Below are 14,758 nucleotides of genomic sequence, written 5' to 3' on the forward strand. Positions count from 1 at the left end.
GCGATGACCCAACGGCCATTGCCCGGGCCGACCACCAACCCCTAGTGTGACGCGCGTCGCTAAATTACTTGAGAGTAGGGATCGCGTGCACCCTGCCGGCACTCCGAGGCATGTGCTGTTCCTGAACTGGCGGGACACCCGTAACCCCGAGGGCGGTGGCTCCGAGGTCTACATCGAGCGGGTCGCCGCCGAGCTGGTCCGGCACGGGCACCAGGTCACGCTCTTCTGCGCGGCACACGAGGCGGCTCCCGCCGAGGAGACCAACGAGGCGGGCGTCCGGCTGGTCCGTCGCGGCGGCCGGCACACGGTCTACGCCTGGGCGGCGCTCTCGTACCTCGCCGGGCTCGTCGGCGTGGGCCCGCTCTCCGCACGACGGTGCGGGCGCCGCCCGCAGGTGCTGGTCGACGTCTGCAACGGCCTGCCGTTCCTCGCCCCGCTCTGGTCCCGCCGGCCGGTGCTCATGCTCGTCCACCACGTGCACCGCCAGCAGTGGCCGGTGGTGCTGGGCCCGCGGGCGGCCCGGTTCGGCTGGTGGGTGGAGTCCTGGCTCTCCGTCCGCGTCTACCGGCGCTGCCGGTACGTCACCGTCTCCGAGGCCACCCGGGCCGAGCTGGCCACCCTCGGGGTGGCCCCGGAACGCGTCGCGGTGGTGCACAACGGCACCCCGCAGCTGCCCCCCACCGACGCCGGTCGGGCACCGTACCCGCTGCTCGTGGCGCTCGGCCGGCTGGTTCCGCACAAGCGGATCGAAGTGGCCCTGCGCACCGTCGCGGCCCTCTCCGGCGAGCTGCCCGAGCTGCGGCTGGTCGTCGCCGGCCAGGGCTGGTGGGAGTCACACCTGCGCCAGCTCGCCGACGAGCTGGGCATCGCCGACCGGGTCGAGTTCCGGGGCTACGTGACGGAGGAGGAGAAGGCGGACCTGCTCGCCGCGGCCTGGGTGGCCCTGACCCCCTCGCTGAAGGAGGGCTGGGGACTGACCATCGTGGAGGCCGGTGCCGCGGGCACCCCGACGGTGGCCTTCCGGAACGCCGGCGGCGTCGCCGAGGCGGTGGTCGACGGACGCACGGGACTGCTCGCCGAGGACGTCGACGACTACGTCGCCAGGGTGCGGGACCTGCTGTGCGACGACGAGATGCGGCAGGGGATGGGGGCGGCGGCCCGGGCGCACGCCGCGTCGTTCACCTGGCCGGCGGCCGGAGAAAGGTTCGCGGCCCTGGTCACGACGGGTGCCGTGGCCAGGGCCGGGGAGCTGCCGGCGGAAGCCTGTTACCTGGTTCCGTAGATCTCGGGGGTGAAGGGGTCCGGCTTGCCGGCCTTCTGTGCCGCCTCGCGGGCGCTCTTGGCGCTGTCCCGCGCCTCGGCGGCGCTGGCGGTGGCGGCAGCGGCGAGCCCGCCGAGTGCCAAGACCCCGAGCAGTGCTGCCACCAGGCCCGACACCAGCAGCGTGAGGGCTTTACGCATGCCAATCCTCCCCTGTCGAAATATGCGAGCGGGACGTTACCACGGAGTAGGCCGGCGGCGTAGCACCGAAAGGGCAGCAAACGCGACCACCAGGAGGGCGCCCGTGAAGGCCCCCACGGCCGCCCACCGACCTGGACCGGGCGGGCTCCGGCGCCACACCGGCGGCGCGTTCGGGTCGCGGTAGAGAGTCAGCGCGGGTCCTTCGTGGACCTTCTCCAGACCGGCGAGCCAGGCCGGGTCGACCGCCTCCGTCGAGCCCCGCTGGACCACCACCCAGCGCACCCCGGTCCCGGCCACCGGCCGGCCGTCGCGGAGCAGCCGCCGTAGTTCGCGGATCCTGGGGTTCTCTCCGGCCACCGTCACGTCACCCACCCGGAGGGTGTCGTCGGTGAGCACCTCGGCGGAGAGGTAGCGGGGCAGCGGGTCCAGCACCATCCGGTCGGGGTTCCACGGATAGGCCCGGTAGGCGCTGAGCGGCAGCGCCAGGACCACACCGGGCTCCTCGGCGGTGACCGCCGCGACGAGACGCCAGTCGGCGGGGTAGCTGACCGGCCGCAACCGGCCCGCGCCGCCGAAGGCCAGGTCCGGCATCACGGCGACCGGCAGTAGCGCCGCCCCGGCCAGCACCAGCAGGGCAAGGTCCCGGTCCCACCGGGACACCAGCCGCTCCACACCGAGAGCCGCGCAGAGCACGAGCGGCAGGGCGTACCCGGCGAGGAACTTCTGACCGTCGCGGAGCAGGCCCGCGCCCGGCACGTGCAGCACCGCCCAGCGCAACGCGTCGGCCGTGCCGGGCAGCACGCCGAGGGCGGCCAGCAGGAGGCCACCGGCGGCGAGCACGCCCAACCGGAGCGCCACACCCGCCGGCAGCCGCCGGCGCAGCGGACCGGCGCCGACCGCAGCCACGAGCAGCAGGACAAGCGTGGCCAGCGGGACCAGGGCGCCCGCCCGGCTGCCCGGGGTGGCCTGGGCGCTCCAGATGCCGCCGGTGCCGGCGAGCGCCGCCAGTGGCCCGGCCCAGTTCTCGGCGCGGGCGGCGAACGCCTGCACGCCGGCCGGGTCGGACGTGCCGCCGGCCCCGGTCACCAGGGCCGCCACCAGCCACGGCGCGTTCAACGCCAGCAGGGCCCCCATCGCCAGGGCCGTCGACCGCCGCCGCTCACGCCCCGCCACCAGCAGCGCCACCGCCGCGAACGCGAGCAGGCCGCCGGTCGGGGTGATCGCGGCGGGTGCCGCGGCGAGCACGAGTCGGGGCAGCGCGCCGGGCTGACCGGCGCGCACCCGCAGCGCGGCCCGCACGATCCAGGGCAGCGCGGCGTACGCCAGGAGCAGCCCCCACTGGCCGATCAGCAGTCGCTCCGCCAGGTACGGCGTCCAGGCGTAGCCCACCGCGGCGACCACCCGGGTGGCCCGCCGCTCGGTCGGCACCAGGTAGCCGGCGCCGACGGCGGCGAACACCACCGCCCCGCCCAGCGCCAGCCGCTGCACCAGCCACCCCGGTACGACCTGGGTGACCAGCGAGACCAGGGCGTCCATGGGGACGGCGCGGGGCAGGCTGTCCGCCGGCGCGACGAGCTGCCAGGTCAGCGGCTGCCGCGGCACGAACACCATGTCGTAGAGCAGGGCGTAACCCGGTGCCGCGAGCGGGGCGAGCACCACCGCGGCGACGACCGCCGCGACCGCGTACAGCAGCCAACGCTCGCGGCGGGTCGGACCGGTCGGGACGGACATGGCGGGAGGCGGCAGCCGCGGGTCAGCGGGCCGGCACGAGATCACCGACGGTGATCGCCTTGGTGCAGATCACCACCGACGGGTCGGCGACGGTCACCTCCACGGCCGGGCCGCCCCCCTCCAGCGGGAAGTAGATCTGGTTGAGCCCCCGCCGCACGGTGAACTGGTGGCTGGCCTCGCCGAGCCGGAAGGTCACCGTCGAGTCACCGGAGCTGAGGTAGCCGAAGTAGACGACCCACGGCCATTCCGGCACCGGCCCCTCCAGCGGGATGCGCGCCGTCGCGGCGCCCCCGATCTGGTGGCCGCAGGTGTCGTCCGGGCCTGGGAGGATGCGCCGGCCCTGCACCGTCGCCGGCCGGATCCGGCCGGTGTCGTCGAACGTCGACGGGTTCTCGGCCTCCGTCACGAACCTGGGCTTCAACTCGGCGGGGCGGAAGAAGTGCGACTGGAGGTTGTCCGGCCAGAAGTAGCCGGCCACCACCCGGTCCGGGACGATGTCGTCCAGGAAGACGGTGTCGGGCGACGCGGTGGCCAGGTCGGTCTGGGCCGTGGTGAGGTAGTCCCGCCCGTACTTGGTGCGCCAGTTGTCGCCGAACCGGGCGGTGCTCCACAGCGTGCCGACGCCGACCGTCGCGATGACCATGATCATGGCGACCAGGCCGACGGCGAAGGCGCCCGGCTCGCGCAGCACCGTCGGCAACGGCCACGAGGACACGTCGCCCTCTTCGGCGTCCGAGCGCCCGAGCAGGGCGACCCCGACGCAGAGCGCGGCGACCACCACGACGTCGGCGACGTACCTGGGGACCAGCCCGGCCAGCGGACTGAGCACGCCGCCGAGCCGGGTGGCGGCGAACAGCAGGGCGACCATGGAGACGTAGGACAGCAGCAGCGTCCAGGCGCGCAGCGCCGACGGCCGCCACCGGACCGTCACCACCACCAGGGTGAGCAACGCCGCCCAGGACAGCCACATGGGTACGTCGTACGGGTCGGCCAGCGGCGGGCCGTCACCGGCGTACGTCCACCGCCACGGGCCACCGAGCAGGCCGGGGACCAGGGTGACACCGACCAGGTCACCGAGGAAGGTCAGCACCTCGCCCGTGGACTGCGGCCGGTTCAGCGCGCCCGCCGGCCGGCCCAGGTAGAACACGAGGTAGGCGGCCGACAGGGCGGCCAGCACCAGCCAGGCCGGCCAGTACCGGCGGGTGGTGGTCACCAGGGTCCGGGTCGGGCCGCCGACGGTGAAGAGGCAGGCGGTCAGGGCGAACAGGAGCGGCACGATCAGCAGCGCCTTGGAGTCGAAGGCCAGGCCGAAGGCGACCCACAGGACGACCGCCACGAGGTGACGCGGCCGGCCGGTGCGGGCGTACCGGACCTGCGCCGCCATGGCGAGCACCATCGCCAGCAGCACCGGCAGCATCAACAGCCCGACGAGCCAGAGCGAGGTCGTCTCCAGGGTCAACGGACTGAACAGCAGCATGCAGAGGGGGATCAGCAGCCCCCACCCGGGCCGGAGCAGGTCCCGCAGCAGCCGGTAGAAGGCCACACCCAGAGCCGCCTGACCCGCCGCAAGCAGCAGCACCCACGGCCAGGTGGCGAAGCCGGCGGCCCGGACCATCAGCCAGGCGACCAGCAGACCACCCGGCATGAGGTGGTTGTTGAAGGTGCGCAGCAGGTGGTCGACGGTGAGGTCCGCGCTGCTGGCCTGGGCGGCGATGACGAACTCGTCCTGGGAGAACCAGCCACGGGTGGCGATGCCGGCGCGCCAGGCGACGGCCACCACGATCAGGACGACCGCGACGGCCCGTACGCGGTCGGCCCGCAGCCACCGCGCCACCGGCCCGGGCCCGTCCCCTTCCGCGCCCGGCTCGTGCGGACGCGTCACCGCCTCAACTTCCGGCATTGACATGGTGGGCAGCCTGCCACACGCTTACACGCCGTGGGCACCGCCGTTCGCCCGATCACCGACGGCATCGCGCCCCAGGTCCCGGTACCCAGGGGCCCGGTTCCCACGGGGCCCGGTTAACCTCTCGCGATTGCGCCCCGCGTCCGCCGGGTCGGTCGGGGGTGCCGGAGACAGGGAGCCACATGCGCGCAGAGGCGACACGCGACAGCGGACCGGTGGGTCGTCGCACCCGTCATGTCACTCGCCGCTTCCGCCACGTCGCAGTGTGCATCGTCCTCTCCGCGCTCGCGTTCCAACAGGAACCGGGGCTGACCGTCCCGGACACCAAGATCGACCTCAACGTCAACCCCGCCGGCTGGCTGCTCCGCTCCCTGCACCTGTGGGACCCCACCGGCACCTTCGGCCAGCTGCAGAACCAGGCGTACGGATATCTCTGGCCGATGGGGCCGTTCTTCCTGCTCGGATCGGAAATCGGCCTGCCGGCCTGGGTGGTGCAGCGCCTCTGGTGGGCGCTGCTGTTCTGCGTCGCCTACCTGGGGGCCGTCCGGCTCGCCGGGCGCCTCGGCATCGGCACCCCGGCCGCCCGGATGATCGCCGCGGTGTCCTTCGCGCTGTCACCGCGAATCCTCACCCAGCTCGGCTGGTCCTCGGTCGAGTCCTGGCCCAGCGCGATCGCACCGTGGGTGCTGATCCCCCTGGTCGGGCTCGCCCACGGCCGTCCCGTCCGGCGCGCGGTCGCCGGCTCGGCCCTCGCGGTCGCCTGCGCCGGCGGGGTCAACGCGACCGCGGTCTTCGCGGTCGTCCCGCTGGCGCTGCTCTGGCTCGCCACCCTCCGGCCGGTACGCCGCCGCATCACGGCGCTCGCCGCCTGGTCCGGCGCGGTCGCCCTGGCCACCGCCTGGTGGCTGGTGCCGCTGCTGGTGCTCGGCCGGTACAGCCCGCCGTTCCTCGACTACATCGAGTCCGCCCGGTTCACCACCAGCGTCACCGACACGGTGACCGTGCTCCGCGGCGCCTCCTACTGGGTCGCCTACCTGAGCGGGCCGTTCGGTCCGACCCTGCCCGCCGGGGCGCAGCTGGCCACCGAGCGGGTGCTCGTCGTGGCCACCCTGGCGGTCGCGCTGCTCGGCGTCGTCGGGCTGTCCCGGCCGGGCATGCCGCACCGGCGGTTCCTCGTCACCGGCCTCCTCCTCGGCGTCGCGCTCGTCGGGCTCGGGCACGTCAGCGACCTGCCCAACGCCCTGGCCGGCCCCGAGCGGGAGTTCCTCGACGGCGCCGGGGCGCCGCTGCGCAACGTCCACAAGTTCGACGTCCTGCTGCGGCTCCCGCTCGCCCTCGGCATGGCCCACCTGGTCGGCCTCCTCATCCGGGTGGCCCGGACCGTACCGGCGCGGCGGCGCCGGCGGGCCACCGCGCTCGCCTGGCTGGCCGCCGGTGTCGCCGCCACCGCCGTCGTCGGCGTCGCCGGTCCGGCGGTGGCCGGCGGGCTCGCCACGCCCGGCGGGGTGACGAAGGTGCCGCGCTACTGGTCCGAGGCGGCCGACTGGCTGGACACGCACACCGGACGGGGCCGGGTGCTCGTGGTGCCCGGCGCCCGCTTCCCCTCGTACGACTGGGGCAGCACCACCGACGAGATCGCCCAGCCCCTGCTCGACGGGCGTTGGGCGGTCCGGAACGCCATCCCCTTCACCCCGCCCACGACCATCCGGCTCCTCGACGCGGTCGAGGCGGCGCTGGCCAACGGCGACGGCTCGGCCGGCCTGGCCGACCTGCTCGCCCGGTCCGGGGTCAGCCACGTCCTGTTCCGCGCCGACCTCGACCACGGCCGCTCCAACACGGCCCGACCGGCGGTCGTCCGCCAGGCGCTGGAGCGGACGCCCGGGCTCACGCTGGTCGCCGGCTTCGGCCCCGAGCGGGGCGGCGGGGCCACGGACGGAGTGTTCCGGGACCACGGCCTCGACGTGCCGACGCGGGCGCTGGAGGTGTTCCGGGTCGACCGCCCGGTCGAGCCGGTCGTCGCCTACGACAGGAACGACGTGACAACCGTCGTCGGCGGTCCCGAGTCGCTGCTGGAGATGGCCGCGGCCGGGCAGCTCACCGCGGCGCCGACGGTGCTGGCCGGCGACGCGGGGGACGCCTCCGGACCGGTCACGCTGACCGACGGGCTGCGCCGGCGGGACGTCTCCTTCGGCCGGCTGCGGGACACCTCGGCGACGCTCACCGCGTCCGACTCCTTCGACGTGCCCGCCCCGGCGCACGACTACCTGCCCGACTGGGGCGCGGACCAGTCCACCGTGGCCCGGTACGACGGCATCACGGCCATCCGGGCGTCCAGCTCCCGAGCGCAGGTGGGGGTACGCGGCGGAGCCCGCCCCGAACACCAGCCGTACGCCTCACTGGACGGCGATCCGGGCACGTCGTGGCAGTCGGCGCCGGACACCGCGGGGTCGGCGCAGTGGCTGGAGGTCACCCTCGCCGCGTCCACCCGGATCAGGCAGGTACGGGTGCGGTTCGACCTCGGCGCCGACACGGTGCCCACGAAGGTGGTGGTCACCGCCGGGTACGAGAGCCTGGCGGTCGAGTCGTTCGGCGACAGCATGACGTTCGACCTGCCGGGGGTGCACGCCACCCGGGACCTGCGGATCGCGATCGAGGCGACCATCGGGCAACGGCCCGGCTCCGGCACCGTCGGTATCTCCGAGATCGAGATTCCCGGCCTGCGCACCGGGCGTACCCTCGCGATGCCCGCCCCACCGGCGACCGACCGGCCGGCGGCCGTCGTCGTCTCCGCCGCCCCGACCACGCCGGCCTGCTACTTCGTCGACGGCCGGCCCCGGTGCTCCGCGGACGTCGCTCGCGGCTCGGAGGACGGCCGGTCGATCGACCGGACGTTCTCCCTGCCCACGTCCGGGACGTACGCGGCCCGGGTCTGGGCCCGTCCGGAACCCGGCGGCGCCCTGAACGCGGTCCTGGACCGGCAGGTGGCAGCCGCCCAGCCGCTGCGCCTCGCCCCGGCGGTGACCGCCTCGTCGACGGCGGTGCCGGACCCGGCGGCCCGGCCGGGGGTGGTCGTCGACGGGGATCCGGCGACCGCCTGGTCGCCCGCGCCGAGTGACGAGAACCCGATCCTGCACCTGGCGTGGCCCCGCACTCAGGTCATCAGCGGGCTGCGCTTCTCCCTCGACCCCGAGGTCGCCGCCTCCAAGGTCGGCAGCGTGCGGGTCGTGGGTGACGACGGCGTACGCGGCGGGCTGTTGAACAAGAACGGCCAGCTCACCCTGCAACCGCCGATGCGCACCGACGAGATCACCATCCAGTTCCTCGACAAGCCGTCCTCCTACAGCCAGGACCCGTACGGCGAGAAGGCGCCGGAGCCGCTGCCGATCGCCGTCGGCGAGGTGAGCGTGCTGCCGGCCGGTCCCGCCCGGACGCCCGACCTGGACGCCCCGGTGAAGCTCGGCTGCGGCTCCGGCCCCACGCTGGAGATCGCCGGCGCGCAGGTCCGCACCAGCCTGACCGCCACGCTCCGGGACCTGCTGGAGGCGCGGGAGGTGCCGGCCGTACCGTGCGGCCCGGTCGGCACCGGTGGACTGGTGCTGGCCAGCGGCCAGTCCCGGCTCCTCGCCAGCCCCGGCGAGCTGGCCCGCGCGACCCGCGTGGCACTCGTACCGGGCCCGACGCAGTCCCGCGCCGTTCCGCAGGCCTCGTCGGTCGAGGTGGCGGACTGGTCGGCCACCGAGCGCCGGGTACGCGTCGCCGACCACCCCGTCGACCGCGTCCTCGCCGTACGGGAGAACACGAACGCCGGGTGGCGGGCCACGATCGGCGGCAAGGTGCTGACGCCGCTGGTCGTGGACGGCTGGCAGCAGGGCTGGGTGCTGCCCGCCGGGACGTCCGGCGAGGTGGTGCTGCGATTCGTTCCCGACACGGCGTACCGCTCCGGGCTGTTCCTGGGCGGTGTGCTGCTCGTCGGGGTGGTCGTCCTCGCCGTGCTGCCCGAGCGCCGTACCACCCCGTCGGCCGTCGGCCGGCCCGCCCGGCGGCGGGGACCGGGTTCGCTGCCGCTGCTGGTGACGGGTGCGGCGGCGGTGATCCTGTCGGGCGGGCTCCTCGGCGTCCTCCTGGTCGCGGTCGGCCTGGTGCTGGCCGCGTGGGGGCCACTCCGGCTCCCCTGGCCCCGCGACCCCCGTCGCGCCCGGCTGGCCGTCCGGCTCGCCTGGTCCTGGCTGCCGGCCGCCCTGCTGCTGCTGGCCGGCTGGCTGCACCTCACCGTCGCGCAGCGGCACACGGCCGCCGGCCCGCAGCTCGCGGCGCTGCTCGCCCTGGGCTGCCTCTGGCTGACCACCACCGTCCGGCGGCGACCGGTACGCCCCGCCGCCCCGCCGGCAGCCGACCCACCGCCGGCCGACCCCGCCCCGGGAACGGACGGCCAGGCCACCTCGTGGCGCGGCACCGACCTCTCCTCGATCACGTGAGCCGAGGCGGGGCAGGGGTGACACCCACCGGGGCGACGAGAGCCGGCGCGGGACGGCTCGGCACGGCCGGAGCCGCCGTCATGGTCGCCGGGACGGCGGGCAACGCGCTGGCCTACCTGGTGCCGGTGCTGGCCGCCCGGCGGCTCGACGCGGCAGGGCTCGGGGTGCTCGCGACCGCGCTCGGGCTGGTCGCCATCGCCAGCGTCCCCGGCCTCGGCCTGCAGTTGGCCGTGGCGGTGCACCACGCCCGGCACGGCCGCACGACGGCGCGTCGGGCGACCCTGACGACCGCCGCGCTCTCCGGCGGCGTCCTGGTCGTCGCGACCCCGCTGCTCGCCACGGTGCTGCGCATCCCCGCCGAGGTCCCGGCCATGCTGGCGGTCACCACGGTCGCCGTGGTGCTCTCCTCCCGCTGGCTCGGCGAGTTGCAGGGGGCCCAGCGGTTCCTGCGCCTCGCCCTCGGCATGGCCCTACTGGCCGCCGGACGCTACGGCGGTGTGATCCTCGGCCTGCTGCTCGGCGCCGGCCTCACCGGGTCGCTGCTCGCCGGCGCGCTCCTCGCCGCCCTCACCCCGCTGGCGTTGGCGCGCCTGGCCGCCGCCCCGCCCGCGCCCGCCCCGGAGCCGACCGCGGCCGCCCCGGCGGCACCTGCGCCGGCGCTCACCGCCGCCCAGGTCGTCACCGGCTGCGGGGCGACGCTGGCGATGCTCGTGGTCTCCTACGCCGACCTCCTGCTGGCCCGGCAACTGCTGCCGCCGGCCGAGTCCGGGGCGTACGCGGTGGGCACCGTGCTGGCCAAGGGCGCGCTGTGGGCGCCGCAGGTCGTCACCGTGCTGGCCCTGCCCCGCCTGGCCCGGGGCGACCGGCGCAGCCGGACCGTCGCGCTCGCCCTGACCGGGGCGTGTGGGCTCGTGCTGGTGCTGGCCTCGGCGCTCGGCGGAGGGCTGGCCTTCCGCCTCGCCGGTGGCGAGGACTACGTACGCCTCGGCGCGCACGCCCCCGCCTTCGCCGCGATCGGCGCCCTGTACGCGGTGGTCTTCGTCCTGCTCAACGCCCAGGTCGCGGCCGGGGCCCGCTGGCCGGCCGCCCCGCTCTGGACGGCCGCCGTCGGGCTGGTGGTGGTGGCCGGGGCGGTAGCGCCGCACACCTTCACGGGCCTGCTGTGGAGCGCGCTGGGCACCGCCGTGGCCGCGCTGGTGGCGATGGCCGTCACCACCCGCCGGCGGCGCGTCCCGGCGACGCCGGCCGCACCGGCCTGACCGTCGGTCAGTCGCCGGCGGCCAGCCAGCTGTGCAGCAGGTGGTGGTCGATCGAGTCGATCCGGCCCAGCGGTCGCCCCGCCGCCACCCGCTCCCGCAGCTCGGCCCGGCTGAACCAGCGCGCCTCCACCAACTCCTCGCCGTCCACCCGCACCTCGGTCGACGCCGCCGTCGCGCGGAAGCCGACCATCAGCCCGGCCGGGAAGGGCCACGCCTGCGATCCCTGGTACGCCACGTCGACCACGGTCACCCCGGCCTCCTCGGCCAGCTCGCGGCGCACCGCGTCCTCCAGGCTCTCGCCGATCTCCACGAAGCCCGCGAGGGTCGACCAGGAGTCCTCGGCCGCGCCCCGGTGCCGGGCCAGCAGGCACCACTCCGCGTCGCCGGGTGCCTCGACCAGCACGATGACCGCCGGCTCGATCCGGGGGAAGAGCAGCCGCCCGCAGTCGGGGCCGGTGCAGGACCGGGTGTGGCCGCCGTCGCCGGCCGCCGTCGCCGCCCCGCACCCGCCACAGAAGCGCTGGCCGCGGTGCCAGTGCAGCAACCCCTTGGCGTACGCCTGGACGGCCGCCTCGGCCGCCCCCAGCCCGCCCACGAGGGCCCGGACGTCCACGGCCTCGGCCGCGCCGGCCAGCTCGCACGCCTCGGCGTCGCCCCGGCCGGAGAGGTCCACGGCGAACACCGCCCGGCCGGCGTCCAGGCCGAGGAACACCGTCTCGTCGGCGGCGGAGCGCAGCCCGACCGCCTCGGCCGCGGAGCGGCGCACCGGCGCCCGGTCGGCCGAGACCAGGCAGCGGTCCCGCCACAGCGGCAGAAGCACGCTCTCCGGATCGCTCAGCCGCGCGGCGATCCACGCCGGGTCGGCGCGTAGCGCCGCAGCCCGGTCCAGCCAGCCGCCGCCGTACGCCAGGGTCCGCTCGTCCGTCCGCACCCGGCCACCGTCCCACGATCCGGACCGGCATGGGAGCCCGGCGGGCGTGATGACGGCGACACCGGGGGACGGCGGACGCGCGGCCCGGCCGGCCGCCGGGACGGAGACTCCCGACTCGCTCAAGCGTTGGTTACCGTAGGTGTCTCCCGCGGGGGAAGCGGTCCCCGCGTGGTACTTCCGATCGAGGTTGCTGTGACGCTCTACGGCGAAAAAGTGCCTTCCGCCGACGACCGGCCCACCGTGAAGGTGAAAGCGGTGAGCTGGCCGGACATCGAGCCGGAACCGGTCGCCGCCCCCAACGCGGGCGGGCCCGGGAAGCCGGGGCGGTCCCGGCGCGGGCGCCTGCTGCTCGCCGGCGGGATCGTCGCCGCGGTGCTGGCCGCCGGCACCGGTCTCGGCACCTACGCGTACGCCGGCGACGTGCCCCGGGGCACCACGGTCCTCGGCGCCGAGCTGGGCGGGCGGAGCCGGGCCGATGCGGCCCAAGCGCTCCAGACCGAGCTGGAGCGCCGGGCGGCGGCGCTGAACGCCCCGATCACGGTCACCGTGGGGCAGAAGAGCGCCGAGCTGACGCCGGCCGACATCGGGCTCGCCGTCGACGTGGACGCCACCGTGGCGGCCGCGGCCGCCGCCGAGGCGCACCCCGTGAGCCGCCTCGTCGGCTCCCGCACGGTCGAGCCGGTGGTGACCGTCGACACCGCCAAGCTGGAGGCGGCGCTGCGCAGGGCCATGGGCGACCAGGGCCGCGAGATGACCATGCCGGCCATCATCTACACCGGCACCACCCCCAAGCCGGTCTACCCGAAGCCGGCGCTGACCGTCGACGCCACCGGCGCGGCCCACGCGGTGAAGTCCGGCTGGCTGGCCGGCGCGCCGGTGGCCGTGCCGCTGGTCGAGAAGTGGCCGGCCAGCACGCGCGAGGAGGTCGACCGGCTCGTCGCCGAGCTGGCCCGGCCGGCCGTCGCGGCGCCCGTCACGCTCACCACCGACGGCGGCTCGGTCACCATCCCGCCCGCCGCCATCGCCCGGGGATTGCGCTTCTCGGCCGACGACGCGGGCAAGCTCACCCCGAGGATCGACGTCAAGCGGCTGCGGACCGCGCTCGGCGACCAGCTCGCGAAGCTCGAGGTCGCGCCGAAGGACGCCGGGCTGACCATCAGCGGCGGCAAGCCGAAGGTGGTGCCGAGCCGGGCCGGCCGGCAGGTCGACGCGACGGCGCTCGGCCGGGACCTGCTCGCCGTCCTGCCGAAGGCGGACGGCCGCACGGTGACCGCCGAGCTGAAGCCGGCCGAGCCCGAGCTGACCGAGGCCAAGCTCGCCGAGCTGGGCATCAAGGAGCGGGTCTCCACCTTCACCACCCGGTTCCCCGGCGGCCTCTCCTCGCCGCGCAGCCAGAACATCGTCCAGGCCGCGAAGGACGTGGACGGCACCATCGTGCGGCCGGGGGAGACCTTCTCGCTCAACGGCCACACCGGTGAGCGCGGCTACGACCAGGGATACAAGGACGCGCCGACCATCGTGAACGGCAAGCTGGTGCCGGGCGTGGGCGGTGGCGTCTCGCAGTTCACCACCACGCTCTTCAACGCCAGCTACTACGCCGGGCTGGAGGACGTCGAGCACAAGCCGCACTCGTTCTACTTCAGCCGCTATCCCGCGGTCATCGAGTCGACCATCTACTGGCCGCAGCTGGACTTCAAGTTCCGCAACAACACCCCGTACGGCGTCCTGATCGACACGTCCTACACGGCCAGCACGATCACCGTGTCGATGTGGAGCACCAAGATCTACGACAGCGTCAAGACCGAGTACGGCCCGCGCCGGGACATCACCCAGCCGAAGACGGTCTACCTCGATCCCGGCCCGGACTGCATCGCCGCGGCGGGCAGCGTCGGCTTCGCCCAGGACGCCTACCGGGTCATCAAGAAGGACGGCAAGGTGGTGAAGCGGGAGAAGTTCAGCTGGCGCTACGACCCCGAGCCGCGCTTCATCTGCGCCAAGCCGCCCGCCTGACGCCCGTCGCGCGCACGCACGGGAAAGCCCCGCCGGCCACGTCGCCGGCGGGGCTTTTCCCTGTCGTACGCCCTCAGGGCCGCGCCTCGGCCAGCCCCTGCCGTACGCCGTCCGCGTCCCGGTCGGTGCCGTAGACGGGGGTGTCCGGCTGCTGCCGCCAGCTCTCGTCGAGCGTGCCGGCGTCCACCGGGTCGAAGCCCAGCTCGTCCACCAGCTCCATGACGACCCGCTTCGCGTCGGCGTCGTCCCCGGCCACCGGGAGCGCGATCCGGCCCGCCGTGCCGGCCGGCTTGCCGGCGTCCATGAGGTGCGCGGCCTGGATGTTGTTGAAGACCTTCACGACGCGGGCGCCCTTGAGGTGGTCCGCCGTCCAGCGGCTGGAGCTGAGGCTGCGGTCGAGCAGCTCGGGGATGTCGCCGTCCCGCTGGGGGTAGTAGTTGTCCGCGTCGACGACCAGCTTGCCGTCGAACAGCGCCGCCGGCAGGTCCGGCACCGCCTTGACCGGGATGGCGATGACGACCAGTTCCGCGTCCTGGACGGCCTCCTCCAGGGTGCCGGCCGTCGCGCCGGTCTCCGTGGTCAGGTCGGTCAGGCTCTGCGGCCCCCGCGAGTTGGCCACCGTGACGTCGTGGCCCAGCGTGCGCAGTCGACGGGTGAGGGTGCCGCCGATGTGCCCCGACCCGATGATTCCGATCTTCATGACCTCTCCTGCCTCCGCCAGCGCCTGGCGGTCAGTTCCGGCCGAACCATCAGCAGGTACCCCGACCGGTCCGCTCCGATCGTGGGAGGACGCGTACAGCACGTCACGTTTTCCGCCGGCCTGACGGGGCAGGCGCGGGCGGTCCCGCACCGACGGTACGAGACGCGGCAGGGTGCCCGGGGGGATTCACCGAAGCGGGTCACAAACGCAGTCAGGGCCACCCCGAAGGGTGGCCCTGACTGGAAGATTGTCCGGCGGTGTCCTACTCTCCCACACCCTCCCGAGTGC

The 14,758-nt window shown here is 75.1% G+C and carries 9 protein-coding genes; 4 read left to right on the forward strand and 5 right to left on the reverse strand.

The features are described from left to right. Positions 1 to 85 precede the first annotated feature (85 nt). Positions 86 to 1,282 (forward strand): glycosyltransferase family 4 protein, encoded by a 1,197-nt coding sequence (locus tag IEY96_RS27780; RefSeq protein ID WP_229791939.1) that lies wholly within the window; start codon positions 86 to 88, stop codon positions 1,280 to 1,282. Here IEY96_RS27780 and IEY96_RS27785 read toward each other — a convergent pair. Genes IEY96_RS27785 through IEY96_RS27795 form a run of 3 tightly spaced genes read right to left on the reverse strand, consistent with a single transcriptional unit; the run spans position 1,267 to position 5,092 of the window. Then, on the reverse strand, positions 1,267 to 1,461 hold the full coding sequence (locus tag IEY96_RS27785; RefSeq protein WP_148432037.1) for a hypothetical protein: 195 nt from the start codon (positions 1,459 to 1,461) through the stop codon (positions 1,267 to 1,269). The two genes, IEY96_RS27780 and IEY96_RS27785, sit on opposite strands and share 16 nt — an antisense overlap. A 36-nt stretch (positions 1,462 to 1,497) precedes the next feature. After that, positions 1,498 to 3,192: an MmpA family trehalose lipid delivery protein gene (locus IEY96_RS27790; RefSeq protein WP_189197750.1), complete on the reverse strand. Its 1,695-nt coding sequence runs from the start codon at positions 3,190 to 3,192 to the stop codon at positions 1,498 to 1,500. A gap of 22 nt (positions 3,193 to 3,214) precedes the next feature. After that, positions 3,215 to 5,092 (reverse strand): glycosyltransferase family protein, encoded by a 1,878-nt coding sequence (locus tag IEY96_RS27795; RefSeq protein ID WP_373293661.1) that lies wholly within the window; start codon positions 5,090 to 5,092, stop codon positions 3,215 to 3,217. A gap of 185 nt (positions 5,093 to 5,277) precedes the next feature. Between IEY96_RS27795 and IEY96_RS27800 the strand changes: the two genes are divergently transcribed. Both IEY96_RS27800 and IEY96_RS27805 read left to right on the forward strand, forming a co-directional pair. Then, positions 5,278 to 9,570 carry an alpha-(1->3)-arabinofuranosyltransferase gene (locus tag IEY96_RS27800; RefSeq protein ID WP_189197752.1) on the forward strand — a complete coding sequence of 1,431 codons (4,293 nt, stop codon included), beginning with the start codon at positions 5,278 to 5,280 and terminating at the stop codon, positions 9,568 to 9,570. 80 nt (positions 9,571 to 9,650) lie between these two features. Further along, positions 9,651 to 10,829 (forward strand): polysaccharide biosynthesis protein, encoded by a 1,179-nt coding sequence (locus IEY96_RS27805; RefSeq protein ID WP_229791941.1) that lies wholly within the window; start codon positions 9,651 to 9,653, stop codon positions 10,827 to 10,829. Positions 10,830 to 10,836: 7 nt separating this feature from the next. Here the strand turns inward: IEY96_RS27805 and nudC are convergent, their stop codons facing one another. After that, positions 10,837 to 11,760 (reverse strand): NAD(+) diphosphatase, encoded by a 924-nt coding sequence (gene nudC / locus IEY96_RS27810; protein WP_189197753.1) that lies wholly within the window; start codon positions 11,758 to 11,760, stop codon positions 10,837 to 10,839. Between the two features lie 192 nt (positions 11,761 to 11,952). On the opposite strand from nudC, the gene IEY96_RS27815 reads away from it, so the two are divergent. Next, positions 11,953 to 13,770: a VanW family protein gene (locus IEY96_RS27815; RefSeq protein WP_189197754.1), complete on the forward strand. Its 1,818-nt coding sequence runs from the start codon at positions 11,953 to 11,955 to the stop codon at positions 13,768 to 13,770. A gap of 73 nt (positions 13,771 to 13,843) precedes the next feature. Here the strand turns inward: IEY96_RS27815 and IEY96_RS27820 are convergent, their stop codons facing one another. Beyond that, on the reverse strand, positions 13,844 to 14,470 hold the full coding sequence (locus tag IEY96_RS27820) for an NADPH-dependent F420 reductase (RefSeq protein WP_189197755.1): 627 nt from the start codon (positions 14,468 to 14,470) through the stop codon (positions 13,844 to 13,846). Between the last annotated feature and the right edge of the window lie 288 nt (positions 14,471 to 14,758).

The sequence above is a fragment of the Micromonospora fulviviridis genome (genome assembly GCF_014648395.1).
GTDB lineage: Bacteria > Actinomycetota > Actinomycetes > Mycobacteriales > Micromonosporaceae > Micromonospora > Micromonospora fulviviridis.

What these genes read in the sequence shown, in the direction of transcription:
- IEY96_RS27800 (WP_189197752.1), top strand. Translation starts at nt 5,278, where the DNA reads ATGCGCGCAGAGGCGACACGCGACAGCGGACCGGTGGGTCGTCGCACC.
- IEY96_RS27790 (WP_189197750.1), bottom strand. Translation starts at nt 3,192, where the DNA reads ATGTCCGTCCCGACCGGTCCGACCCGCCGCGAGCGTTGGCTGCTGTAC.
- IEY96_RS27820 (WP_189197755.1), bottom strand. Translation starts at nt 14,470, where the DNA reads ATGAAGATCGGAATCATCGGGTCGGGGCACATCGGCGGCACCCTCACC.
- IEY96_RS27795 (WP_373293661.1), bottom strand. Translation starts at nt 5,092, where the DNA reads ATGCCGGAAGTTGAGGCGGTGACGCGTCCGCACGAGCCGGGCGCGGAA.
- IEY96_RS27805 (WP_229791941.1), top strand. Translation starts at nt 9,651, where the DNA reads ATGGTCGCCGGGACGGCGGGCAACGCGCTGGCCTACCTGGTGCCGGTG.
- IEY96_RS27785 (WP_148432037.1), bottom strand. Translation starts at nt 1,461, where the DNA reads ATGCGTAAAGCCCTCACGCTGCTGGTGTCGGGCCTGGTGGCAGCACTG.